The organism is Sphingopyxis sp. JAI108 (assembly GCF_013410105.1).
Lineage (GTDB): Bacteria > Pseudomonadota > Alphaproteobacteria > Sphingomonadales > Sphingomonadaceae > Sphingopyxis > Sphingopyxis chilensis.
The window spans coordinates 19,247-43,708 of sequence record NZ_JACCCJ010000003.1 but is presented as its reverse complement, the minus strand read 5'-3'; the positions used below and the strand labels follow the sequence as shown (position 1 = coordinate 43,708).

The window sequence follows — 24,462 nt, the reverse complement described above, 5'->3', positions numbered from 1 at the left end:
AGAAAGCCGGCGCCAGTCCCCTGAAGGAACCGGCGCCGCTCCCCTTGTCAGAAGCTCAGCCGCACACCGAGCTGATAGCGGCGGTCGTTCTTGAACCAGGCGTTCGGCTTGAGCAGGCCGTCCGAGTCCACCTGCTGCATCAGCACGGTATCGGTGCCGAGCAGGTTGGTGCCCTCCAGAACGAACTCGATATTCGCCGTCGCGCGCAAACGAAGCGACGCGTCGAGATAGCCCGTGCTCTTTTGCCAGATCGGGAAGCCGACGCAGCAGTCGATCGCGGTCACCAGATATTTGGAACGCCAGTTATAGGCGACACGCGCCGATAGCGGCCCCTTTTCATACATGCCGACGAGGTTGTAGCTATGCTTCGAGATGCCCTCGAGCGCCTTGGCCTTCACCGTCGACGTGTCATAGCTGATGCCGCCGCCCGCAGTGCCGCCCGCGGTTTCGTTGGTCAGGTTGACCGTCTCGATCCCGTCGTTCTTTACAAAGGTGTAGTTGGCCTGCACCCCGAAGCCGTCGAGCGGCGCCGGCAGGAAGTCGAAGAAGGTCTGAAAGGCGAATTCCGCGCCATAAATGCTCGCGCCGTCGCCGTTGACCGGCCGGTTGACGCGGACGTTTTCAGTCACGCCATTGTTGGTCACATCGACGTTGAACGAGCCCGCCTGGATATAGTCGTAGAATTTCTTGTAGAAACCCGTCGCGGTGAACGAACTCGACCGGCCGAAATAATATTCGAGCGTGAGATCGAACTGGTCGGCCGTCATCGGTTTCAGCCCAGGGTTGCCCGATGTGCCGGTATATTGCCAGTCATAGGCGATCGCATTGCCATCGGCATCGCGCGTGACATTGGGGTCAGACCGGTCGTTGAGGTTCGGCGTCAGGCGGTTCACGGTCAGGAAGTTGCGCAAGAGGCCGAAATCGGGTCGCGACATCGCCCGAGAATAGGCGAAGCGCGACACGAGTTTGTCGGTCAGGTCGAACTTGATGTTGAAGCTCGGCAAAGCATGGAAATGATTGACCTTGCTGGTGTCGGCCACGGTTGCGCCATTGCCGAAGTCGATTTCCGTTTGCGTGACCACGCAGCCCGAGGAGGCGGTTGGCAGGCCGGTGCCCGGATCGGTGCCGCGTTCGCAGAGCAACGCGGTGGGGGTGAAGGGGTTGGGCAGCGTGGTCGCCCCCACCGTATCGTCGCGCGTCCAGATCAGTCGGACGCCGACGTTGCCGGAGATCGGCACCCCGCCGATCGCGAGGCTGTCGCCGCCGAACTTCGCCATCGCATAGGCGGAAACGGTCCGCTCGCTGACGCGGTGGACTTCGCTCGGGAAATAGCAGCCGAAGGATTTTTCGATCGTTTCGGCACCGCGATACCCCTCGCCCGAACAGACGGGATAATAATCGCCGACACCGATCGACGGACGGCCAAGCGCCGCCGCGAGTTGTTCGCGATCCGACAACATATCCATGTTGAAGAAGGCGAAGCTGTTGTGGTTGATCTGGTTGCCGGCGAAGAAATCGCCGCTGAAGGTGTGGAGCCCGCTGGTGCCAGGCGCATAGGCCGGACTGTCGATGTTGAAATAGGGCGCCTGCGTAAAGGTCCAGGTATTCGAGATGTTCGCCCAGTTATAGGCGCCCCAACGCACCGTCTGGTCGCGGTCGGCATAGCGCGCGCCGACCTTGATCGCATCGAGCCAGCCCGAATCGACGTCATATTCGACGTCGGCGCGCAGCGCGACTTCCTCGCCGTCGCTGTCCTCGGTGTGATCGGTGATCGCATAATAGAAATAATTGTTGGGATTGTTCAGCCCGCCGTTCGACAGGTTGATATTCTCGGCCTGATTGGGAAGGAATTCGAGCCGCGGATATTTGCCCGTCAGGTCGACAAAGGTGTCGGCGAAGCTGCGCGCGGTGACCGATGCGTTATAGTTCTTCACACTGGCGTCCACATATTGGCCGTCGAGCGTGACGCGCAGCCGGTCCGAAACATCCCAGCGGAAATTGAGCCCGAAATCCTGCGTGATCTGCTTGTTCTTCAACGCGTTGGCGGCGGTATCGACCTGCGGCGCGCGCTGTTGCGGAACGCAGCCTTCCCAGCCGTAGCAGCGGTTGAAGAATGCCTCGCCATCCTCGTTGACGCCAAGGCCGAGGTTGGCGTCGCCCTCGCCGACATAGGGACGCGGCGCCGACCACCAGCCACTGAGGAAATTGCCGTCGTCGTCGAACTGAAACGGCGCGGTGCCGGTCAGCGGATTCACGAGCGTCGGGTCGGTGACCAGATAGTCGCTCGGCTGGCCGTAGATGCTGAAGGCGCTCGAGTAGATCGCATGTTCGCGCCAGCTGTTGTTATATTGCGACCGCAGATACTGGCCGGTCAGTTCCATATCGCCGTCGTTCGAGCGCCACTGGAAGGCGGCCGAGACGCCATAGCGTTTGCGGTCATATTCATTGTCGCGCATATAGATGCCGCTGGGGATATATTGCTTCCCCGGACCGAACACGCCGTCGAAGATCGCCATGCGGTCGAACTGGATACCTTGGCTGGCCGTCACCGCATGCGAGTAGGCTCCGTTGAGCATCAGCCCGATCTCGCCGATCCCCGTCTGCCAGCGGTCCGAAATGATGCCCGAGATCTCCGGCGTCGATTTCTTCGCAATGTCGCCATAGGTGTTCTTGATCGAGATCGAGATCAGGCGCCCGTCCTGGTCGAAGGGCACGCGGGTGCGCAGGTTGACGGTGCCCGCAATACCACCCTCGATCATGTCGGCGGTCTGGTTCTTGTAGGTATCGATGCCGCCCAGAAGTTCGGGCGAAATGTCCTGCCAGCTGAGCCCGCGCGACGAGTTGGCGCTGAATGTGTCGCGGCCGTTGAATTCGGAGCGGACCTGGCTGAGACCGCGAACGATGACGCCCGACGGCTCGGCCGAGAAGTGCGAGGTGTCGTCGGTGCCCGCAAAGCGAACCACGGTGATACCGGGCACGCGCTGCAACGCCTCGGCGACCGATTTGTCGGGAAAGGAGCCGATATCCTCGGCCGTGATCGAATCGACAACCGTGTCGGCGTTGCGCTTGCGGTTCTGGGCCGATTCGAGGTTGGCGCGAATGCCGGTGACGACGATATCGTCCGCGTTTTCCTCGTCCGCCGATACCGGCGCGCCGCCTTCCTGCGCTGCGGCGGGAAGCGTAAGCGCGCTAGCCAGTGCTGCACCGCAGATGCCGTAAAGCAGGCTGTGGCGAATCCGATGTGTCTTGGCAGGCCCCTTAACCATTATAATTTTCCCCCATCCAATCCGGTCCAGATTGCCTTCCCACAATCTATATAAGACCAATTGCGTCCTTGGACTATTACCAATAGACTACAAATATGAAGCGCTGTCCATTGCAAATTTGTGTCAGCGCCAAGATGTTGCCTGAGGGGGCGGCCAGAACCGGGGAGGCGAAGCCATGCGATTGATTTCACTTGATGTGCTCAGGGGGCTGACGGTCGCCGGGATGATCCTCGTGAACTCCGCAGCGGCAATGAAATATGGCGCCGAGGCCGATGTCTCGCCGATATTGCTGCATGTCAGTTGGGACGGTCTCACCCTCGCGGACCTCGTTTTTCCGGGCTTCCTGACGATGGTGGGGATCGCCATCCCCTTTTCGATGCGCGATGCGAAGCTCGATGCGGCGCAGCGCCGCCACATCTTCGGCCGCACCGGCCGCCTGCTGCTGCTCGGTTTCATCCTCAGCAATCTTTACTGGTTCACCAGCTTCGCCTCGGGCGACTGGCGATTGTTCGGCGTGCTCCAGCGAATCGGACTCGTCTATTGCGCCTGCGCGCTGCTGTTCCTGATCGCTGCCCCCCGCGCGCGGATGATCATCGCCGCGACGATCCTCGCACTTTACTGGCCGCTCGCGCTGCTGCCCTCGCTTGATGGCGTTGCGACTGATATTTGGGTGCGCGGGCATAATTTCATCGCTTCGGTCGATCGCCTGTTGCTCGGTAACCATCTCTATGTGAAGGGACCCGAAGGCTATGATCCCGAGGGAATCCTCGGCACCCTCCCTGCGATTGCGCAGGGGCTGATCGGCGTCGCGATCGGCGAGCTGCTGATTGGCCGCAAGGGTCCGGCGGCAAGGCAACTCGGCCTGATCGGCGCCGCGATGCTCGTCGCTGGCGGCGTCTGGAGCATCGCCTTCCCGATCGTGAAGGATATCTGGTCGAGCAGCTTCGTGCTCGTCACGAGCGGGATCACGATCCTCGCGCTCGCATTGCTTCACCACTGGCTCGACCGCGAGGGCCGCAAGCCCGGCCTTGCCGCGACCGCGATGCTGGCGTTCGGCGCCAACGCGATCGCGGCCTATACGCTGCACCAGGTGACGGCGGGCGTCGTCACTTGGGACTTGCTGCTGCTGCCTTTCCGCGCGCTGCGCGAAATGCTGGGCGATCCGGCCGCGTCGCTGTTGCCGGTGGTCCTCTATATGCTGTTGATCTGGGGCGCGATGGAATGGCTCCGCCGCAAGGGTTGGGTCATTAAAATCTGAACTCTCGAACATACCTCTTGATGAGGCATATATAACCTATATAATACCAATAAATCGGATGGAGCGATGCCTCCGGCTGGAGACAGATGAATGACGCCGAACGCCGCAGTAGACGGACGAAAGACGCTGATGGAGCAGGAAGCCGGGGAGGCAGCGGCCGCAGTCGCCGCGATGCTGGCTGCGAATCGCGACGCATTCATCGCAATCGGCAAGCGCCTGCGCGCCGCGCCGCCGGCGGCGGTCGTGACCTGCGCGCGCGGATCGTCGGATCATGCCGCGACCTATGCCAAATATCTGATCGAAACGCTGACGGGGACACCCACCGCGTCGGCGGCGCTGTCGATCGCGTCGCTCTACGATGCGCCAGCGGTCGCGGGGAATCGCCTGTGCCTTGCCATATCGCAGTCGGGAAAAAGCCCCGACCTGCTCGCCGCGGTCGAGCAGCAGCGCGCGGCCGGCGCCTTCGTCGTCGCACTGGTCAATGCCGAGGGATCACCCCTCGCGGGGTTGGCCGACGTGGTGATCCCGCTGTCGGCAGGGACCGAACATTCGGTCGCCGCGACCAAATCCTATATCGCCTCGCTCGCCGCGATCGCCGCGCTCGTCGCGGCGTGGGCCGAGGATGACGCGCTCGACGCCGCGCTGGCCGCCCTGCCCGGCCAACTCGAGCGAGCGTTCGCACTTGACTGGTCGCGCGCCGTCGCGGCGTTCCGCGACGCGACGAACCTGTTCGTCCTCGGCCGCGGCTATGGGCTGGGCGTCGCGCAGGAAGCCGCGCTCAAATTCAAGGAAACCTCCGCGCTCCACGCCGAAAGCTTCAGCGCCGCCGAGGTGCGCCACGGGCCGATGGCGATCGTGGGCGATGCCTTTCACGTTCTGGCGTTCGGCGGCACCGACCGGGCGGCAGAGAGCGTGCGCGAAGCAGCGGCCGAGTTCCGGGGGCGGGGCGCGACGGTGCTGCTCGCCGATCCCATGCGCGGCGACCTGCCCGCCATCGCCGCGCACCCGGCGATCGAGCCGATCCTGGCGATCCAGAGCTTCTATCGCATGGCGAGCGCGCTGGCGCTCGCGCGCGGACAAGACCCCGACTCGCCACCGCATCTCAACAAGGTTACCGAGACCCTATGATATTTCGTTTCCACAACGGCCGGGTGGCGCTGCCGACAGGGGTCGCCGAGGCTGCCGATATCGCCGTCGCCGATGGCGCTGTCACCGCGGTATCGGATGCGGGCGATGCGCCGGCCGGACGGGAAATAGATCTTGAAGGCGGCTGGCTGCTGCCCGGTTTCGTCGACACACAGGTCAATGGCGGCGGCGGCGTGCTGTTCAACGACCAGGTCGATGTCGAAGCGATCGCGGCGATCGGCGCCGCGCATGCGCGCTTTGGCACCACGTCCTTCCTGCCGACGCTGATCAGCGATACGCCGGCGCAGATCGCCTCCGCACTCGCCGCGGTCGATGCCGCGATCGAGCGAGGCGTGTCGGGCGTCGTCGGCATCCATATCGAAGGACCGTTTATCAACGAGGTGAAGCGCGGCATTCACGAAGCGCACCGCATCCGCCGCCTCGATGCGGAGATCCTCGAGACGCTCACCGCGCCGCATCGCGGGCGTGTGATGCTGACGCTCGCGCCCGAACTGTGCGACGAGGAGGATATTCGCACCCTTGTCCGGCACGGGGTGATCGTCAGCGCGGGCCACAGCGATGCCACTTATGACGAAGCGCAGCGCGCGATCGGCGCGGGCCTCACGGGCTTCACCCATTTGTTCAACGCGATGTCGCCGCTGCACCACCGCAATCCGGGCGCGGTCGGCGCGGCGTTCGACTCCGATAGCTATTGCGGGCTGATCGTCGATGACGTCCACCTGCACCCCGCCGTCGTGCGGCTGGCGGTCCATGCCAAGGGCAAGGACCGGATCATGCTCGTTACCGACGCGATGCCGAGCGTCGGCACCGACGTCAGCGAATTCACACTGCAAGGGAAACGCATCGCGGTGAAGGACGGCGTCTGCATCTTCGAGGATGGAACGCTCGCGGGCACGCATCTCGACATGGCGTCGGCGCTGCGCAAGACGGTCGAGGTCACCGCTCTTCCGGTTCCCGACGTGTCGGCGATGGCGAGCGCGACGCCTGCCGCCTTCCTGTCGCTGCACGACCGCATCGGCTCGATCGCGCCGGGGCGGCGCGCCGACTGGGTGTGGCTCGATGCCGGGCTTGCGCCCCGCGCCACGTGGATCGGCGGCGCGCCGACGACCGGTTCCGCCCCTACCTTCGTTCAAGCCGCACAATAGGGATTGCCGATGAGCCTGATCATCACCTCTCCGCTCAGAGGTTGGGCCTCGGCACTCGACAGCGTTCCCGATCCGGTCTTTGCCCAGCGGATGATGGGTGACGGCGTCGCGATCCAGCCACTTGGCGATACCGTCGTCGCGCCCTTCGATGGCGAGGTGGTGACGCTCCACGAAGCGGGCCATGCCGTGTCGCTGCGCAGCGCCGAGGGCGCCGAGGTGCTGATCCATATCGGGCTCGATACGGTGATGCTGAAGGGCAATGGCTTCACCCCTCTCGTCGTGACGGGCCAGAGAGTATCGCGCGGCGACCCGTTGATCCGGTTCGACCTCGACGCGGTCGCGCTTGCGGCGACGAGCCTGATCACCCCGGTGATCGTGACCAACGCCGAGAGTTTTGCGATCAGCCGGCGTACGGTGGATTGTGCGATCGGCGCGTGCGAGGCGCTGATGACGCTCGTCCCCGTGCAGAGCGAAACGCGTCGTCGATCGGACGACGGCACATCGGTCGAGCAGGCGGTGACGCTGTCGCTGCCGCACGGCATCCACGCGCGTCCCGCGGCGCGGATCGGCGAAGCCGCGCGCGCCTTCGAGGCCGACGTCCATCTGGTGAAGGGTGACAAGCGCGGCGACGCGCGGAGCACCGTCGCCCTGCTCGCGCTCGGCACCGCTTTCGGCGACGAGGTGGTGGTACAGGCGCGCGGCGACGATGCCGAAACGGCGCTTGCGGCAATCGTTGCGCTGCTCGCGAGCGACATGGGCGAAGGAGCGCCGGTTGCCGCGCCCTGCCTGCCCGCCGCCGCGACCAATCGGCTCCGCGCGGGACAGATCGGCGGCGTGATCGCCGCGCCCGGCCTCGCCATGGGACCCGCAGCGCGGCTCCGGCAGACGGAAATCGCGGTCGCGCGTGAGGGCAAAGGGGCTGCCGAAGAGCGCGCCGCGCTGCTCGCGGCACGGAACGAGGTTAGCGCGCAGATCGAAGCACGCGCCGAAGATGCGAGCGGCGGCGTCGCCTCCGTGATGCAGGCGCATCTCGCGCTGATCGACGATCCCGAACTGCTCGCCGCTGCCGAGACGCGGATCGTCGCCGGGAGCAGCGCGGGTTTCGCGTGGCGCGGCGCGATTCACGACCAGATCGACGCGATCCGCGCGACGGGCAATTCCCATCTGATCGAACGGATCGACGATCTGGTCGATATCGAACGGCAGATGCTCGCGACGCTGACCGGGACGGCACTCGATGGCGCAGCGGTCCCCGCGGGCGCGATCGTCGTCGCCGAAGACCTGTTGCCTTCGCAGCTCGTGACGCTTGCGGCGGCGAAGCCCGCGGGCATCTGCCTCGCGCGTGGCGGTCCGACATCGCATGTCGCGATCCTGTGCGCGGGGATGGGCTTGCCCGCGCTCGTGGCGATGGGCGAGGCGCTTGACAGTATAGAGGATGGCGCGCCGCTGTTGCTCGACGCCGAGCTGGGCCACGTCACAATTGCCCCCTCGCTCGCCGATAACGCAGCTTTCACCGAGCGGCTGACGAAACGCGAAGCGCGGCGCACTGCTGCCCAGGCAGCGGCGAAGGATGCGTGCCACAGCGCCGACGGCACCCGCATCGAGATCTTCGCCAATATCGGCACGGCCAAGGACGCCGCGCTTGCCGCCGCGCAGGGCGCCGAAGGATCAGGCCTCGTGCGTAGCGAATTCCTCTTTCTCGACCGAGAGACCGCGCCGTCGGAGGACGAGCAGCACGCTGCCTATCAGGACATCGCCGAAACCCTCGCAGGCAAGCCGGTGATCGTGCGGCTGCTCGACATCGGCGGCGACAAGCCCGCCGCCTATATCCCGATCGACGCCGAGGAGAATCCGGCGCTCGGTCAGCGCGGCATTCGGGTAGCGCTTGCACGGCCCGACCTCCTCGAAACGCAGATCCGCGCGATCCTGCGCGTTCGTCCCGGCGGCCAATGCAAGATCATGATCCCGATGGTCGCGAGCGTCGATGAACTGCGGCAAGTGCGCGCGATCGTCGAGCGGTTGCGCGGCGAAATGGCCATCGCGGCGCCGGTCGAGATCGGGGTGATGGTCGAAACGCCCGCCGCGGCGATGACCGCCGACCTGCTCGCCGCCGAAGCCGATTTCCTGTCGATTGGCACCAATGACCTGACCCAATATGTGCTGGCGATGGACCGGGGCAACCCGGCGGTCGCCGCCGGGGTCGATGCGATGCACCCCGCGGTGCTGCGGATGATCGGCGAAACCTGCCGCCTCGCCGCCGTCCACGGCCGCTGGGTCGGGGTATGCGGCGGGCTCGCGTCCGATCCCGCGGCGCTGCCGATCCTGGTCGGGCTGGGCGTCACCGAATTGTCGGCGGTACCCGGCTTCGTCGCCGAGGCGAAACAGATCGTGCGCGGCCTGACGCTGGTCGAGGCGCGCGCGCACGCCAAGCTGGCGCTGCAATGCAAGTCGGCAGCGGAGGTTCGCGCACTCGCCCGCGCGTTCGAGGAGACACGTTGATGCGGAAGATACTCGAAACGCTCCAGCCGCTTGGCCGCGCACTGATGTTGCCGATCGCGGTCCTGCCGATCGCCGGCCTGCTGCTGCGCATCGGCCAGCCGGACCTGCTCGACATCGCCTTCATCTCGGCGGCGGGCGCGGCGATCTTTGAAAATCTCGGCATCTTGTTCGCGATCGGCGTCGCGGTCGGCTTCGCGCGCGACGGCAATGGCGCGGCGGCGCTCGCCGGGGTCGTCTGTTACCTCGTCACGACGACCGGCGCGCAGACCTTCCTGACCGCGCCGGGCGATGTGGGCGCGGGATGGCCCGAAGCAGCGGCGACGCTGGCCGGAAAAAACTGGGCGCTCACGCAGATCGACAAGCTCGAGGTGCCCATCGGCATATTGTCGGGGCTGATCGGCGGGCATTTCTACAACCGCTTTGCGACGATCGCCCTGCCCGAATATCTCGCCTTCTTCGGCGGGCGGCGCTTCGTGCCGATCGCGAGCGGTGTCGCGGGACTGCTGCTCGCGGCGGTGATCGGTTACGGCTATGCGCATATCAGCGGCGCAATCGATGCGGCGAGCCGCACCGTGGTCGAAAGCGGCGGCGCGGGCCTCTTCGTCTATGGCGTGCTCAACCGGCTGCTGATCGTGACCGGATTGCACCACATCATCAACAATGCCGCATGGTTCGTCGTCGGCGATTTCGCTGGCGCCACGGGCGACCTGCGCCGCTTCTTCGCGGGCGATCCGAACGCCGGGGCGTTCATGTCGGGCTTTTTCCCGGTCATGATGTTCGGCCTGCCCGCCGCGTGCCTCGCCATGTATCACGAGGCCCGGCCCGATCGGAAGAAAGCGGTCGGCGGCATGTTTTTCAGCCTTGCCTTCACCAGCTTCCTGACCGGGGTGACCGAGCCGATCGAATTCACCTTCATGTTCGTTGCGCCTTTGCTCTATGCGATCCACGCGCTGCTGACGGGCGCGTCGATGGCGTTGATGAACGCGCTCGACGTCAAGCTCGGCTTCGGCTTTTCGGCGGGGTTGTTCGACTATGTGCTGAATTTCAGCCTCGCGACGCGGCCGTGGCTGCTGCTGCCCATCGGCGCAGCCTATGCGCTGCTCTATTATGGGCTGTTCCGCTTTTTCATCCGCCGCTTCGACCTGACGACGCCAGGGCGCGAACGGGGCGATGTTGCCGAGACAGCGACGGCATCGGCGGGCGGCACGCGCGGCGAGGCGTTCGTCGCCGCACTCGGCGGCAAAGGCAATCTGGTGAGCGTCGATGCCTGCACGACGCGCCTTCGCCTGATCGTCGCCGATCAGGGGGCGGTCGATGACGCCGCGCTGTCGGCGCTCGGCGCGCGCGGCATCATCCGGCCGTCGGAGAACGCCGCGCAAGTCGTACTGGGCCCGGTCGCCGATCTGGTCGCAGAGGAAATCCGCGGCGCGCTGGCCGGGAGCGGCGGCGCCATGGCGGCCCCTGCCCCGACGTCCGGCGAAAGGGGCGCGGGCGCGACCTTGCCCGACGACATAGCAGGCGCGCTCGGCGGCGCAGCCAATGTCCGCACGGTGCACGCGCTCCACGGCCGCTACCGGATCGAACTCGCCGACGCGGCGCAAGTGGACGAAGGGGCGCTCGCGCGCCTGACGCGCGGACTTGTCCGGCCCACTCCCGATGTCTGCCATATCCTGATCTGACAGGGCGGCGGTCTTCCCGCCGTTCGCCCTTGGCGCTCGCCGCGGTTTCGTCCGGAACCCGGCGGGCGCCGTTCAGGCGGGCGACGACAATTTCATCAGGATGAGCCCGCTGATGATCAATAGCGCCGCAACAATCCGCATCGCGTTCGCCTGTTCGCCGAGCATGAAAATGCCGACAAGGAAGGCGCCGATGGCACCGATCCCGGTCCAGATCGTATAGGCGGTGCCGAGCGGCAGCGACTTCATCGACAGCGCAAGCAACGCAAAGCTCGCAATCATCGCCACGATGGTGACGGCGGTCGGACCGGGCCGCGTGAAGCCGTCGGATTGCTTCATCGCAAAGGCCCACACGACTTCGAAAATACCGGCGACCGTCAGATATACCCAGGCCATGGCAGCCTCCTCTTCAGAGCTGCCGGGCCGTCCCGGACTTGAAGACCCGCGTTGCGCGAGCGAGGACGTGGCCCCTTTCGCGGGCCGCGATCGCGGCCCTAGCGCGAAATATCCTGCGCGGCGTCGGACACGCGGTCAAGCATCGAGCGCGGGAAAGGCGCAAAATCGCCGTGCAGCCCATGTTTGAGTGCGGCGAGAGCGAGACCGTGCTTCGCCGCATCGGCCAGCCCCTTGCCGCTCCACAAGCCGTCGAGAATGCCCGCCGCGAAGGCATCGCCCGTCCCGACCCGATCGATCACCGGCGTGACGAGCATGGGGTCGCTGGCGCCCCGGTCGTCCCGCGTATCGATGCGCGCGGTGATCCGGTGGGCGTCGGGACCGAGGATTTCGCGCGCGGTCGAGGCGATATGTTCGAGCGAGGGAAAATGATCGAACAGCGCAATCGCCGCCTCGCGGCGCCGGTCTTCGCCCTCCCCGGAAAATTCGCGACCCAGAAGCAGCCCCGCGTCGCGATGATTGCCGAAAAGCAAGGTCGCCTGTGCGACGATCGGTTCCAGGACAGCCGCCGGATCGGGCTGCCACCGTTCCCAGAGACGCCCGCGCCAATTGCCGTCGAACGATACCCCGATCCCGGCCGCGCGTGCGCGCGTGACAACTTCGAGCGTGGCGGCGGCGCTGTCCGGCCCGAGCGCTGGCGTGACACCCGACACGTGCAGCCAGCCGACGCCGCCGAGCAACCCGTCCCAGTCCCATGCGTCGGGCCTCGTCGCGGCGAAAGCCGAACCCGCGCGGTCATAGACGACCTCGGCGGGGCGCACCGGACCCCCCGGAAGGTAATAATAGAGCCCCATGCGGCCGGCGGGGCGGAGCACGGGCGCGACGTCGACGCCGTGGCGGCGCATTTCGCCGAGCGCGCCGTCGCCCATTGGGCCCTCGGGCACCGCGCTGATCATCGTCGTAGCACGGCCAAGCGCGGCGAGCGCGACCGCGACATTCGCCTCGGCGCCGCCGACATGCGCGTCGAAGCGCGCCGATTGCAGCGGCAGTTCGCCTTCCGGAACCGAAACGCGCATCACGATTTCGCCGAAACAAGCGATGGTGCGGGGAGGAGCGATCATGCGTTGAATCCGTTTTCTGCCGCGGCGATGCAGGCGATAGGGGAGGTCGCGCCGAAACGGGCTGTCGCTGTCTGGCCGACCGCGATCGTGTGGACCCCTGTGATCGCACCGGCCGAAATCCATTGCCCGGGCTTCAGTTCGATCACTCCGCGATGATGAAGCTCGACAAGAAAGTCGAGCGAACCCCAAGGGCCGTCGAGCACATCGATCGGACGTCCGCTGCCGACCGGCACGCCGTCGATCGACGTTTCGACCGCCAGCGCAACGAAATCGCGGATGTCGAGCTGCGGGCCGAGCAGCAGGCCGTTGTTGATGCCGATATCGGCGACGATGCCATAAGGGGCGTGGTCGTGGACGTCGGGCGCAGGCGAACTCGCTACCTCGAACCCCGTGCGAATCTCGTCGATCCAGCGTGCGCCGTCGTCGCCGTTCGTCACGCGTCCCTCGGGCACGGCGCGCAGCCGCAGCATCACCTCGGACTCGATTGCCGCCGCCCCGCCGTCGAAGACCCGCGCCTCACCCGGGGCATCGCCCTCGAGTTCGGCGACCCGGAGCACCGGCCCTGCTATGCGCTCGGCACCCAGCCTCTCTATCAGCGCGGGCGGGATGCGCCCGACCTTCCAGCCGAGTACCGGCGCGCCGAGCGCGGCGGTCAGCTGCTGCTGGATCGCATAAGCCTCGGCCAGCGTTGCGGGAACAGGAGCGGGAAAGGCCGGAAGCGCCTGGCCCGAAAGGCGCGCGGCAAGCAGCACCGCAACGGGATCCGACGCGTCAGGCATCAGGCGAGTTTTGCGCTCAGCAGATAGCGTTGGCGACTTTCGGCCGACTGGCGACGCAGTTCGACCATTGCGCGTTCCTCGGTCTCGTCGAGCATCGATTCGAGCAGTCGGTTGAAATGGCGTCGCATCGCGAGCCGCGCCCCGGTCGCGTCCCGATTGCGCAGCGCCGCGACGACGTCGGCATGTTCGGCCTCACGCGCGGCACCGTCCTTGCGGCAAACGAGCGAGTGGCTGCTGCGCACCTCGGGCAATTCCATGCGCATCCGCCACAGGCTCTCGATCACATGGATGATCGCCTTGTTGCTCGACGCCGCCGCGATCGTCATGTGGAATTCGCGGTCGATCGCGCTGATTTCTTCCTCGCTCTTGCCGTCGTCGGCCATAGCCACGAGCAGTTCGTCGAGTTTTTCGAGCGTTTCGCTCGAAATCGTCGGCGCGGCCAGCGCCGCCGCCTCGGCCTCGAACAGCGAGCGCGCCTCGGTCAGTTCGAACGCGCTGACCTTGGGCAGGATCGCATTGTCACCGGGCAGGACCGCCTCGACATAGGCGCCCGCGCCGGTGCGGATATGAATCCACCCCGTCGCCTGCAGCGCGATCTCCGCCTCGCGGATCGTCACCCGGCTGACCTCGAAACGCTCGGACAGCTCGCGCTCGCCGGGCAGGCGGGTCCCTGGCGGGAAGGTTCCGTCGAGAATCAGGCGCCGGATCGCGTCCGCAATATCTTCAAAAAGGCGGCGTTCGGCCATGATCAATCGTCTCCCCACATAGGCATGAGGAAATCCATACAATCAGGTAGGACAAGTTTGAAGCCCATGACCGAACTTAGTTTATATGCCTAGATCCGTGCCCGCAGGCCGATGAAATATTTGGACCCATAATAGTGGTATTGGCGGCTGCTGCCATAGACGGGCATATAGGTCGCCTTGGGCTCGTTGAAGAGGTTGAGCGCCTCGAACCGCAGCGAGACGCCGGGCATCAACGCAAGCGAGGCGCGGAAATCGACCGTCTCGCTCGGCCCGACATAGCGCAGTTGGCTGTTGCCGCCGACGAAGTCCTGGAAATATTTGCTGCGATAATTGTAGATCGCCTGCAGCGACACCGGGCCGAGCTCGTAATAGGCCTGCGCCGACAGCACATGCTTCGAATAGCCCGAAAGGCCCGCCGGTGCGATAAGGCCTTGGCTGACCTCTTCAGTCACCGGATCAAATTGATCGCCGAGCCGGACGTCCTGCGTTTCGAAGTTCGAATCGGCATAATTGTAACTCACCTTCGCGCCGAGGCCGTCGAGCGGCTTGGGCAGGAAGCTGAAGCGCGTCGCGGCGGTCAGCTCAAGACCATAGATACGCGACTTGTCGGGGCTGTTGCGCGTCTGCGTCACCGGCGCCGTGACCGTCTGTCCGTCGATGACGAATGCTTCGTCGAACACCACGGGCTGGAACCCGCCGTTGAACTGCTTGTAATAGACGGTCGCCGACAGGAGGCTGTCCTTGTTGGGATACCATTCGATCGCCGCGTCGGCATTCCACGACATCAGCGGCTTGAGGCGCGGGCTGCCGTTGGCGCGGACGTTGCCGATCGCTTCCTCGACCGAGGTGAAGTCGTTGCCGTCGAGCTGGAAGGTACGGCCGGCGCCGAGCGCGCTTGGTGCCGGGCGCGACATGGCGCGATAGCCTGCGACGCGCAGCAACGTGTCGGGCGCGACTTCGAAGATCGCATTGACGCTGGGCAGGATGCGCGTGTTGCTGCTCTTGATCGTCACCGTTTCGAAATCGCCGGTGGTGTCGAGGCGGATGGTGCCGTCGCCATTGTCGATGATGGTGAGGTCGCTGCGCAGGCCGTTCGACGTCACGTCGGTCTTGACAACGCGTACACCGATATTGCCGCGCACGGGCATATTGCCGAGATCGGCGTCATAGTCCGCCATGATATAGCCCGCGAGCGTGCGTTCGGTGACATCGCGGTTTGCCGGCGAACGCTTGTCCTCGAGCGCGCCCGGGTCTTCGCTGCCGGTATATTCGCGGAACAGGCAATCGACGTCAAAGGTCGCCCAGCTGTTGATCGCATTGCCATCGGCCGCCGACAGGAAGCCGGTCTGCGGGAAAGCCCGCGTGCGACAGAGATTGTTGATCCGGCGTTCTTCGTCGATGTCGGACGTCAGGTCGAAACCCTCGTTGCGCACATCATAGTCGCGGAAGGTCATTTCGGACCAGCGGACGCCCGCGGACAGCTTGCTGAAGAAACCGTCCATTTCATATCCGGCGTCGAAACGGCCGGCGATGATCTCGTTATGCCGGCGGCTCTGGTCGCGGCGCAAGCGTGCATCGTCCCAGAACAGGTCGTGATTATTGAGGTCGAAGCGGGGGTCGATCGTGATCGTCGGCACGAAGCTGCCCGGCGTAATCTCGTAGGTGTAGGGGATACGCATGTTGTTGAAGACGGTGGTGTCGCCGTTGAGGTCCCTCGGGTCGGTGCGCAGGCGGACGTTGCGCTCATCCTCGACGCGGATCGTACGCGAATAGCTGCCATCGACGGTCAGCGTCAGCCGGTCCGACGGTTGCCATTCGACCGAGAGGCCGCCCCCCAGATATTCTTCGGCGCGCGACAGTTCGGACCCGTTCGATTCGATCGCGCTCTGCCCGCTCAGGCTCTGGACGATGCCATTTTCGTCATAAACGACGTCGGTCAGGCCGCGGCGCGCTTCAGAAATGTTGAGGTCGCGGCGGCTCTCGACGAAGGTGCGGTCCGAATATTGGACGTCGAGGTTGACGTTGAACTGGTCGGAGGGGCGCCATTGGATCGCGCCGAAAACCGCGTCGCGCTTGTCGGTTTCGCTGATCTGGCGGAAGGTATAGGCGTTGGGAACAAGGTAAAAGGGGTCCTGCCCATAATCGGCGCGCGCCAGTTCGGTGCAATTGGCTGCCGCGCTATTATCGGCCCGGCATGCAGTCCAGGTCGTCGAAGCCGCATAGGTTTCCTCGGGGTTGTTCGTATCGTTGCGCTGGACGCCGATCGCGATGCCGATCGTGTCGTTCGCGAACTGGTCGACATAGCTCAGCGTCCCGCGCCAGCCGATACCTCCCGACCCGACGATGCGATCGCCATAGGGATTATACTGGGCCTTGACCTCGCCCTGGATGCGGCGCTTGCCGAAGTCGAGCGGGCGCAGCGTCCCGATCTCGATCGTGCCGGCGACGCCGCCCTCGACGAGGTCCGCCTGCTGCGTCTTGTAGATTTTGATATTGTTGACGAGTTCGGACGGGAACTGGTTGAAGTTCACCGAACGGTCGCCGCTGCCGTTGGTCGCGTCGCGGCCGTTGAAGGTCGCGTTCGAGAGGAAGGGGCCGAGGCCGCGAAGCGCGATTTCGGAGGCGTCGCCCTTTTCGCGGTGGGTCGTCGCGCCGGTGATCGTCTGGATCGCCTGACCGACCGACAGCGCGGGAAGGTCGCCGATGTCATCGGCCGAGAGCGCGTCGACGATCGCGGTCTCCTCGCGCTTGGTGTTGATCGAATTCTGGATCGTCTCGCGAATGCCGGTGACGACGATCGCGTCCTCTTCGCCCTGCGCGGCTGGTGCCGTGTCCTGCGCCCTTACGGGGATCGCGGTGACCAGCAGGGTCGAACCGGCGCCGGCAAGCAAGGCCGCGCGGAGACCGCGCGCACGGATTTGATTACGAGAATTCACTTCGTCTCTCCCAGATGTCGATTCTGTTATGACCAATGCTGTCGAATATCGCAGCAAAATTGTCAACCACTCTGTATGCCAGATTGGTTAGTCCATATTGCTATACACGGCCTTAGCGGACGAGCTGGCTCCGCAAAGCCGGCACTTCGCGGGCAAGCGCCTCGGTTACCAGTTTGGCGGTGACTTCGGCGCCGACGTTGCCGAGGTGCGTATAGTCGAACTTGCGCGTCACCTGTCCGCGCGCGCCGTCGCCCGTAATCGGCGGCGGCGGGGGTGGCGCCGGGCGCGCGGTCAGCGTCGTTCCGGCTTGCGCGGCGGCGAGTTCCTCGGCCGTCGGGGGCTCCTGCGCGAGCTTCGTCGCCATTTCGGCGCCCATTTCCTGCGCCTGCGCGGCGCTGAGCGCGTTCAGATCGACGAGCGGCACATCCATTGCCTTGCCGACACCACGGATCTGGTCGGACCAGCTCGCGAGCGTATTGCGCAGCTTGTCGTCGCGGAATTCGCGCCGCGTCAGCGGCGTGACGAGCACCGGGGTTGCGCCCGCGGCCCTCACTTCTTCAACGAAACGGCGCAGGTTCGCAGGAAACTCGGTGGTCTCGTCGGTCCAGCGTTCGGACTTCGACGACTGGTCGTTGTGCGCGAACTGAATCAGCACCCAGGTGCCACGATAGCCCGGCACCTTGGCCTCGGCGAGCGCGATGTCCCAGCTTCCTTCCTGTCGGTAGCTACGCGTCGAGCGCCCCCCGCGTCCGGTGTTGAGGCAGGCGACCGACGATTTGACGTGATGCGCGCAAAACGCCCCGCCCCAGCCGCTGTGCGGCGCCATTGTCGAATCGCCGACGAGGATGATCTTGTATGGCTCGAGCGGCGGTGCGTCCGTCCGTTCGCGGGTCTGCGCCTGCGCCCCGCTGGCGAGCAGCGCGGCCATGGCGGTTGCGGCGAGCCAGCGCATCAGGAGAAGCCCAGCCCGCCGTTGACGTCGAGGCAGACACCGGCAAGGAAACTCGCGGCCGGCGACGCGAGATAGACGATCGTATCGGCAACCTCGTCGGGGTGGCCTTCGCGGCGCAGCGGGGTGTTGCCTGCGGTCGCGGCGCGGCCTTCGGGTTTCGAGAAGATGTCGTGGAAGCTGGTGCCGATCAGGCCGGGACAGACCGCGTTAACGCGGATACCCTGCGGCCCGAGTTCTTTGGCCATCGAACGCGTGTAAGTCATCAGCGCGCCCTTTGCGGTCGCATAGACCGACGCGCCGGGACCGCCACCATCGCGGCCCGCGAGCGACGACACGTTGACGACCGCCGACCCTTCGCCGAGGAACGGCTGCGCCGCCTGCAGCACAAGGAAGGCCGATTTGAGGTTGAGCGTCATCACCTCATCGAAGAACGCCTCGTCCATCTCGCTCAAAGTCTTGCGCGCGATCATCCCGCCCGCGAGGTTGACGAGGATGTCGAGGCGGCCGCTGAACGCGACACCGACCTCTTCGAGCATCGTCCGGACCGCGCCGCTGTCGGTGACGTCGGCCTGGATCAGAAAGGCATCCCCGCCTGCGTCCTTGATCGCCTTCAGCGTATCTTCGGCGGCGTCGCGGCCGCTGTTGTAGTTGATCGCGACGCGGACGCCGGCGCGCGCGAGGGCGATCGAAACCGATCGGCCGATATCGCGGCCGCCGCCGGTGACGAGCGCGGTTTTCCCCTGGAGATTCATGTGATGCAGTTCCTTATTCTTGGGTTTTGGTGGGTGGAGTGACGACCGGTTCGACGCGTCCGCCGATCAGCCAGAAGCAAAGGAAGGCGATCGGCACGATCGCCGCGCCAAGCGCGAAGATCGGCGCGTAGCTCGTCTTGGTGAGTACGGGGACGAGCCAGGTGGTGATCAGCGTCCCCGCAACTGCGGCGGTGCCGCTGATACCGGCAAGGCTGCCGACCGCGCCGCCGCCGAAATAGTCGCTCGGCAGCGTCTGGATGTTGCCGATCGCCATCTGGAACCCGAAGAGGATGCACGCGATCAGCAGCACGGCGTTAAGCGGCTCGCTCGCGCCGATGGTGAAGAGCAGCGACGGCAGCATGATCGCGCAGCCGATCGCGATGGTCAGCGTCCGCGCCTTGTGCACCCCGCCGCCCCTGCTGATGATCCGGCCCGCGAACCAGCCGCCGAACAGGCTGCCCAGCATCGCGCCGACAAACGGCACCCAGGCGAACAGGCCGATCTGCTTGACGTCGAAGCCGAAGGTTTCGGCGAGATAGATCGGCAGCCAAGATACGAAGAGCCACCAGACGGGATCGAGGAAGAAGCGCGACAGGATGACGCCCCAGCTCTGGCGGTAGCGGAGCAGTTCGCCGAGCGGCACGCGACGGCTGTCGTCACGGCCCACCTCGGTGCGGCCGGTCAGGATATAGTCGCGTTCCTCCTCGCTCAGCGCCGGGTGCTTTTCGGGGTCGGCCTTGTAGAACCAGAGCCAGGGCACGAGCCAGATGAAGCCGAGGACGCCGATGAGCAGGAAGGTGCCGTGCCACCCGAACTGGACGAAGAGCAGCGCGATCAAAGGCGCCGAAATAATGCCACCGAGCGAGGCGCCGGCGTTGAAAATGCCCTGCGCCAGCGCGCGTTCGCGCGACGGGAACCACAAAGCGTTCGCCTTCGCCGCGCCAGGCCAGTTGCCCGCCTCGCTGACCCCGAGCGTCGCGCGCAGCACCATCAGCAGCGGCATCGAGCGGACGAGCGCATGGGCTGCGATCGACAGCGACCAGACGACGATCGAGATGGTGAAACCCATCCGCGTGCCGATCGCGTCGAAGATGCGCCCGAACAGCGACTGGCCAAAGGCGTAGAAAATCATGAAGATCGTCACCAGCAGCGCATAATCTTCCTTGGTGGCGCCGATTTCTTTCGACACTTCGGGCCACATCACCGCGAGCGCGTTGCGGTCGATATAGTTGATGACAGTCGCGAGGGCGATCAGCGCGATCACGCACCAGCGGAAGCGACCCTTGATATTGCTCATTTCTTCGCTCCGGTTTTGGCAAGGTCGAGGCGGCCGACGGGGCCGGTCCAGGCCAGCGTGCTGCCGTCCACGGTGACGCTGTGCCGCGCGTCGGGCGCGACATCGTTGGCGACCGCGACCGCAATGCGGCGTCCATCGACAAGCGTGACGACGACGAGATCGACGCCCTTTGCGCGGCGATGGTCGAGCCCCGTCACGCGCGAACTGCTGGCGACGACGGTCTCGGCCGACGCGTCATAGGCGCCGTGCGGTTCGAGCAGGCCGACGAAGGTCGCGTCCTCGGCACCGTCGACGCGCTGGATCAGCGCGGGCTCGCGGCGCAGATTGAATTCGGGATCGTTGGCGCCACTCTCCGCGACGATGAAGCGCGCGCCCGCGGGCGGCGCCATATGATAGCTGTAGAAGCGGCTGCCCTGCCTCCACGTCAGCCGCGCCTTGCCGGCCTTTGCGCCCTCGCCGTCGACCCACAGATGCTGGTAGCCGTTCGCCTTTCCGAGCACCGGCCGTTCGGCGAGTTTGCGGTCGAGCGCGATGTCGCTGTCGATGATATGCCCCGAAAAATGCAGCGGCAGGTCATAGCGATGCCTGCCGCTGCCAGTTCCACGGAGGATATCGAGCGCGAGGGGATTGGCGAGGCCATCGACCTCGACAAGCAGCAAAGCGCGGCGGATTTTGACATCCTCGTACGCGCTGTCGATCTCGCCGATCGCATAGCGGGTGGGACCTTCGAGCGACGCCGCGAGCTGGCGCGTCCCCGATTTTTCGCCAGCTTTCCAGTCGCCTGCGAAGTGGCTTTGCTCGTCGACAACAAGCGTGTTGTGCGCAATCGTCGCGCTCGCCCAGCTGTCGTTTTCGGGGAGATAACGCCCGCCCCGCTTCGCCTCGACATTGAGGAAGCGCGCGGCGCCATAGTCGGTCACGACCGCGCCCGTCTCGTCATAATAGAGCCAGCCCAGCCGGTCGAAATGGCCGTGCCCCATGCCCTGCAGCGTATTCTTGGCGACGAGCAGCGGACCGGTCGCGTCGGCCTTGGTGCGCAGGAGAACGAGCGCGCCGCCCTTGCCCTCGGGACCGTCGGAGAGCAGCCGCGATCCGAAGGGCCAAGGCTTGGCCTTGCCCGCCGCAAGGTCTGCCGCCATCGCCTGCCCCGCCGGCGTCAGCACCGTGCGCCCCTGCCAGTCGGCGATCGACAGGAAGGCCGGATCCTTCGTGGCGCCATAGGCGATCGCGACCGCGTGATAGAGTTCCTCGGTACGCAGGCTCTTGTCTGGCATCGCGTCGTTAATCGGCAGGAAATAGCCGTCGTGCGTTACGTCGATCGCGGTGCGGATCGCCTTGAGCACGATGCCGTCGCGGTATTCGAAGATCTTGCGGTCGGGATCATTCGCCGCGATCGCCGCCGTGAAGACGATGAAAGGCTGGAGCGCATAGCGCTGATAATAGGGCCCTTCGGCATAATAGCCGTCGGGCGAGAAGAGCAGGTCGAGCTGGCGCAGGAAGCCCGCCTTGCCGCTCTTGTCGAGCCCGAGCAGCGCCTTGTCGACCAGATCGCGATCACCGAGCAGATAACCCGACAGGCCCACCCCAGCCGCCGCCCAGGTCGCATGATTGTGGATGCGGTTGATCACCTCGGGCGAGCCGTCGGACAGGAAGCGCGCCATCGGGCGAATCACCTGATCGTCGATGCGCTTGCGGTCGGCGGGTGACAAGGCATCGCGAATTTCGGCATAGCCCTGCACCGCGTTCACGAGGAAGACGCTGTCGTTCAGGCTCTGCCAGAACAGGCGGCCCGGAACCTGGTTCGACGCTGCGGGATGCGGCCCGAGCTTCGGATAGAGATCGGCATAAGCGAGCAGCAAGTCGCGGACATGATCGCGGTAGCGCGCCTCGCCGGTCAGGCGGAAAAGCTGGCCGCCCTCGAAGATCGTGCGATAATTGCGCTTATGCTGTTCATGGGTAAACCCGCCGCCGGGGTCCTTGGGCACGGGCACGTTGATGCCTGCCTTGATCGACGCATCGACATCGCGCCGTGCGCGATCGACCTCGGCGGCGAAGAGCGGCGCGAACGCCTGCGCCGAAGCGGCGGGCGGGGTCTGTGCCGCGGCGGGAACCGCAGGCAGCGCCGCGGCGGCGAGCAGGATCGCGATGGTGCGGGTCACGGGCGCTCCTCCACCAAATTGCCGGTGAGCTGGCCACGCGGCGGCCCTTTCCACATCAGTTCCTCGATGCGCGGCGCAGGGGTCGCGGCAAAGGCGTTCGACGCGATCCGCGTCTCGGGCGCGCCGACCGAATGGATGACGAGCATTCCGTCCGATTTGGCGAAATTATTCTGCGCAATGTCGACGTGCTGGGCGCCCGAGATCCGCAGCGAAGCGCCTTTCGAGCCGGTGTCCGCGACGCTCGATCCGGTCATCGCGAACCAAGGCCCGAAGGTGCTTTCGTCGGTGCCCTTGCGCAAGAGGTCGGCAACCATCGAAACGCGCGCGAAGCGGCTGCCGCTGATCGTCAGCCGTTCCATCGGATACCAGCCTTTCGGTTCCTGCTCGCCGGTGCCCAGGACGACGACGCCCATTTCGGCGAAGTCGCTGTTCGTGATGGTCACATCGTCGGCGAAGGTGCCGGGGGCCATGGCGATGCCGTCGAGGCGGCCTTTGCCGGGACCGCGCATCGACACGCCGTCAAGCGCGATGCCGTAATTGGGCGCAGCGCCCGAACTGACGGCAATAAGTGCGCCCTCGCCCGCTGCGGCGCTTGCATCGACCGCCAGATTTTCCAGACGCAGCCCGCCGCCCCCTTCGATGCGAGCAAGGCTCGACGCGACGCGCAGTACCGGCTTCGCATCCTTGGCGCCGGCGATGGTCAGCCGGTGGCGGAGCGCAAGCGGCGCCGCGACTTCATAGGTGCCCGTCGCAAGCGCCAGCGTGTCGCCCGCCTTGGTACCGGCGACCGCCTGCGCGAGCGAGGCGCCCGCGGCGAGCGACCGCGTGCTGCCCGCGCCGAATGCCGCTTCGGGGGCGTCGCCGCGATACCATATCGCGCCAACTTCCTCGCGCGTCACGGGCCTGAGGTCGCGCGGCGCGCCAACAGCGGCCAGCGCAGGGTCAGTCGGGTACAGCAAGCCGTTCGCCGCGCGTTCGAGCTTGACCTCGCGCTGCTCGACACCGGCGCCGAGCAGCGGTTTCGCAACCTTCGCCTCGACATTACCGGCAAGCGCGATGCCGCCGATCTCGCCCTCGGCGCGGAACGGGTCCTGCCCTTTCGCGCCGACGATCAGATTGCGCTCGAACTTGCTGCCCGTCGGCGCGGCCGACCGTTCGGCATCGGCGCCGGCAGCGAAGGTGATGCGCACGCTGTCGATGATGCTGTTACCCTCGATCCGCGCGTTCGCGACCTGATGATAGCGGTTGATCACCGAATTGGGCACGCCGTTCATCACGCTGATCGCGCTCTTGAACGAGGCGCCCGCCAGCCCCTCGAAATAATTGTCGCGGACGACCTGGTCGCGATTGATCACGCGCACCCCGCCGGTGTCGGGCACGCTCTTGCCGAGGAAAATGTTGCGCTCGACCAGGTTACCGTTGCCGTGGCGGAGAACGAACGCTCCCTGCGCCTCCAGCACCAGATTTTCGCGGATGATGTTGCCGCCCGACTTGACCGAGACGATCTCGACCTCGCCGCTGGTGCGGTCGAAGATGTTGCGCTCGACGATCGTGTAGCTGTCGGACAGCGATTCCTCGCTGGTGCCGATGCGGATCGTCTCGCCGCCGTTCGATCCCAAGGGCGGGCGCGGGCCGAAATAATTATGATCGATGCGGTGGCGGTTGTCGAGCGGATCGCCCGCGCGGCGGATCACCGCAAGCGTCACGCCGGCGTTGGTCTTGCCCTCGAAATGCGAATGGTCGACGCGGTTGCCGGTGCCGTAGAGCGCGACCCAGATATCGTCGGCGCGGCGATCGGCCTTGCTATAGCCGTCGATGACGGTTTCGGTGACGCGTGAGTCGCTCGCGAGGGTTTTCGAATCGCGGCGAAAGCTGATCACCTCGCCGGTCGGGCTGGCCCCATTTTTGAAGACGAGCCCCGATACGAGCAGATGTTTGCCGCCGAGACGCAGGTTCGACTGGCCGGTGATGAGCACCTTGCCCTTGGTCTGCACGGTCAGCGTGATCGGCTTCGCGGCGGTGCCGGTTCCCGTAAAGACCATCTGAAGATCGCGCCATTCGCCGTCGGCGAGGATGATCGCGTCGCCCGGCTGCGCCTTTTTCACCGCCGCTTTGAACTGGGCCTGATCCGATACCAGCATGTCGCGGGCGAACGCCGGATGTGCCGCCGAGACCAGTATCGCTACCGTTAGAACCGCCCTTATCTGCGCCATGCCTCACCCTTTTTATGATTCTTGATCAGTGGACTATACAAGAGGTAGGACAATATCAACCCTTGTTCGGTCTGAATCTGGGTTGACATATTGGTCTGACACGACGAGCTTCTCTCCAAACATA

The 24,462-nt window shown here is 65.4% G+C and carries 16 protein-coding genes; 5 read left to right on the top strand and 11 right to left on the bottom strand.

Going from position 1 to position 24,462, the window contains the following annotated elements; all coding sequences use genetic code 11:
* Positions 1 to 47: 47 nt before the first annotated feature.
* Positions 48 to 3,266, bottom strand: a complete 3,219-nt coding sequence (locus HDC29_RS14895) for a TonB-dependent receptor (RefSeq protein WP_179499020.1) — start codon at positions 3,264 to 3,266, stop codon at positions 48 to 50.
* A gap of 175 nt (positions 3,267 to 3,441) precedes the next feature.
* Here HDC29_RS14895 and HDC29_RS14890 point away from each other — a divergent pair, with 175 nt between their 5' ends.
* The 5 genes from HDC29_RS14890 to nagE all read left to right on the top strand — a co-directional run bounded on the left by HDC29_RS14890 (position 3,442) and on the right by nagE (position 10,993).
* Complete coding sequence (locus HDC29_RS14890; RefSeq protein WP_179499018.1) at positions 3,442 to 4,524, top strand: acyltransferase family protein; 1,083 nt, start codon at positions 3,442 to 3,444, stop codon at positions 4,522 to 4,524.
* A 90-nt stretch (positions 4,525 to 4,614) separates the two neighbouring features.
* Positions 4,615 to 5,652 carry an SIS domain-containing protein gene (locus tag HDC29_RS14885; protein WP_179499016.1) on the top strand — a complete coding sequence of 346 codons (1,038 nt, stop codon included), beginning with the start codon at positions 4,615 to 4,617 and terminating at the stop codon, positions 5,650 to 5,652.
* Positions 5,649 to 6,815, top strand: coding sequence for an N-acetylglucosamine-6-phosphate deacetylase (gene nagA, locus HDC29_RS14880; RefSeq protein ID WP_179499014.1), 1,167 nt, complete (start codon positions 5,649 to 5,651; stop codon positions 6,813 to 6,815). Before HDC29_RS14885 ends, nagA begins: the two co-directional genes overlap by 4 nt.
* A 9-nt stretch (positions 6,816 to 6,824) precedes the next feature.
* Entirely contained in the window at positions 6,825 to 9,314 is a 2,490-nt protein-coding gene (gene ptsP, locus HDC29_RS14875; protein WP_179499012.1) for a phosphoenolpyruvate--protein phosphotransferase, read from the top strand.
* On the top strand, positions 9,314 to 10,993 hold the full coding sequence (nagE, locus tag HDC29_RS14870) for an N-acetylglucosamine-specific PTS transporter subunit IIBC (RefSeq protein ID WP_179499010.1): 1,680 nt from the start codon (positions 9,314 to 9,316) through the stop codon (positions 10,991 to 10,993). Before ptsP ends, nagE begins: the two co-directional genes overlap by 1 nt.
* Before the next feature lie 72 nt (positions 10,994 to 11,065).
* On the opposite strand, the gene HDC29_RS14865 is transcribed toward nagE, so the two are convergent.
* The 10 genes from HDC29_RS14865 to HDC29_RS14820 all read right to left on the bottom strand — a co-directional run bounded on the left by HDC29_RS14865 (position 11,066) and on the right by HDC29_RS14820 (position 24,338).
* On the bottom strand, positions 11,066 to 11,386 hold the full coding sequence (locus HDC29_RS14865) for a multidrug efflux SMR transporter (RefSeq protein ID WP_179499008.1): 321 nt from the start codon (positions 11,384 to 11,386) through the stop codon (positions 11,066 to 11,068).
* 98 nt (positions 11,387 to 11,484) lie between these two features.
* The gene (locus tag HDC29_RS14860) at positions 11,485 to 12,504 is read right to left on the bottom strand and encodes a sugar kinase (protein WP_179499006.1); all 1,020 of its coding nucleotides are present in this window, start codon (positions 12,502 to 12,504) and stop codon (positions 11,485 to 11,487) included.
* The gene (locus HDC29_RS14855; protein WP_179499004.1) at positions 12,501 to 13,283 is read right to left on the bottom strand and encodes a 2-keto-4-pentenoate hydratase; all 783 of its coding nucleotides are present in this window, start codon (positions 13,281 to 13,283) and stop codon (positions 12,501 to 12,503) included. The genes HDC29_RS14860 and HDC29_RS14855 overlap by 4 nt, the downstream gene beginning before the upstream one ends.
* Entirely contained in the window at positions 13,283 to 14,029 is a 747-nt protein-coding gene (locus tag HDC29_RS14850; RefSeq protein WP_179499002.1) for a FadR/GntR family transcriptional regulator, read from the bottom strand. The genes HDC29_RS14855 and HDC29_RS14850 overlap by 1 nt, the downstream gene beginning before the upstream one ends.
* Positions 14,030 to 14,118: 89 nt before the next feature.
* Positions 14,119 to 16,965, bottom strand: coding sequence for a TonB-dependent receptor (locus HDC29_RS14845; RefSeq protein ID WP_373562815.1), 2,847 nt, complete (start codon positions 16,963 to 16,965; stop codon positions 14,119 to 14,121).
* A 112-nt stretch (positions 16,966 to 17,077) separates the two neighbouring features.
* A complete protein-coding gene (locus HDC29_RS14840; RefSeq protein ID WP_179499000.1) occupies positions 17,078 to 17,917 on the bottom strand; it encodes a rhamnogalacturonan acetylesterase in 840 nt (279 codons plus the stop codon).
* Positions 17,917 to 18,669, bottom strand: coding sequence for an SDR family NAD(P)-dependent oxidoreductase (locus tag HDC29_RS14835; protein WP_179498998.1), 753 nt, complete (start codon positions 18,667 to 18,669; stop codon positions 17,917 to 17,919). Before HDC29_RS14835 ends, HDC29_RS14840 begins: the two co-directional genes overlap by 1 nt.
* Positions 18,670 to 18,682: 13 nt before the next feature.
* Positions 18,683 to 19,966, bottom strand: a complete 1,284-nt coding sequence (locus tag HDC29_RS14830) for an MFS transporter (RefSeq protein WP_179498996.1) — start codon at positions 19,964 to 19,966, stop codon at positions 18,683 to 18,685.
* The gene (locus HDC29_RS14825; RefSeq protein ID WP_179498994.1) at positions 19,963 to 22,125 is read right to left on the bottom strand and encodes a heparinase II/III family protein; all 2,163 of its coding nucleotides are present in this window, start codon (positions 22,123 to 22,125) and stop codon (positions 19,963 to 19,965) included. The genes HDC29_RS14830 and HDC29_RS14825 overlap by 4 nt, the downstream gene beginning before the upstream one ends.
* Positions 22,122 to 24,338 (bottom strand): chondroitinase-B domain-containing protein, encoded by a 2,217-nt coding sequence (locus HDC29_RS14820; protein WP_179498992.1) that lies wholly within the window; start codon positions 24,336 to 24,338, stop codon positions 22,122 to 22,124. The genes HDC29_RS14825 and HDC29_RS14820 overlap by 4 nt, the downstream gene beginning before the upstream one ends.
* Positions 24,339 to 24,462 lie beyond the last annotated feature (124 nt).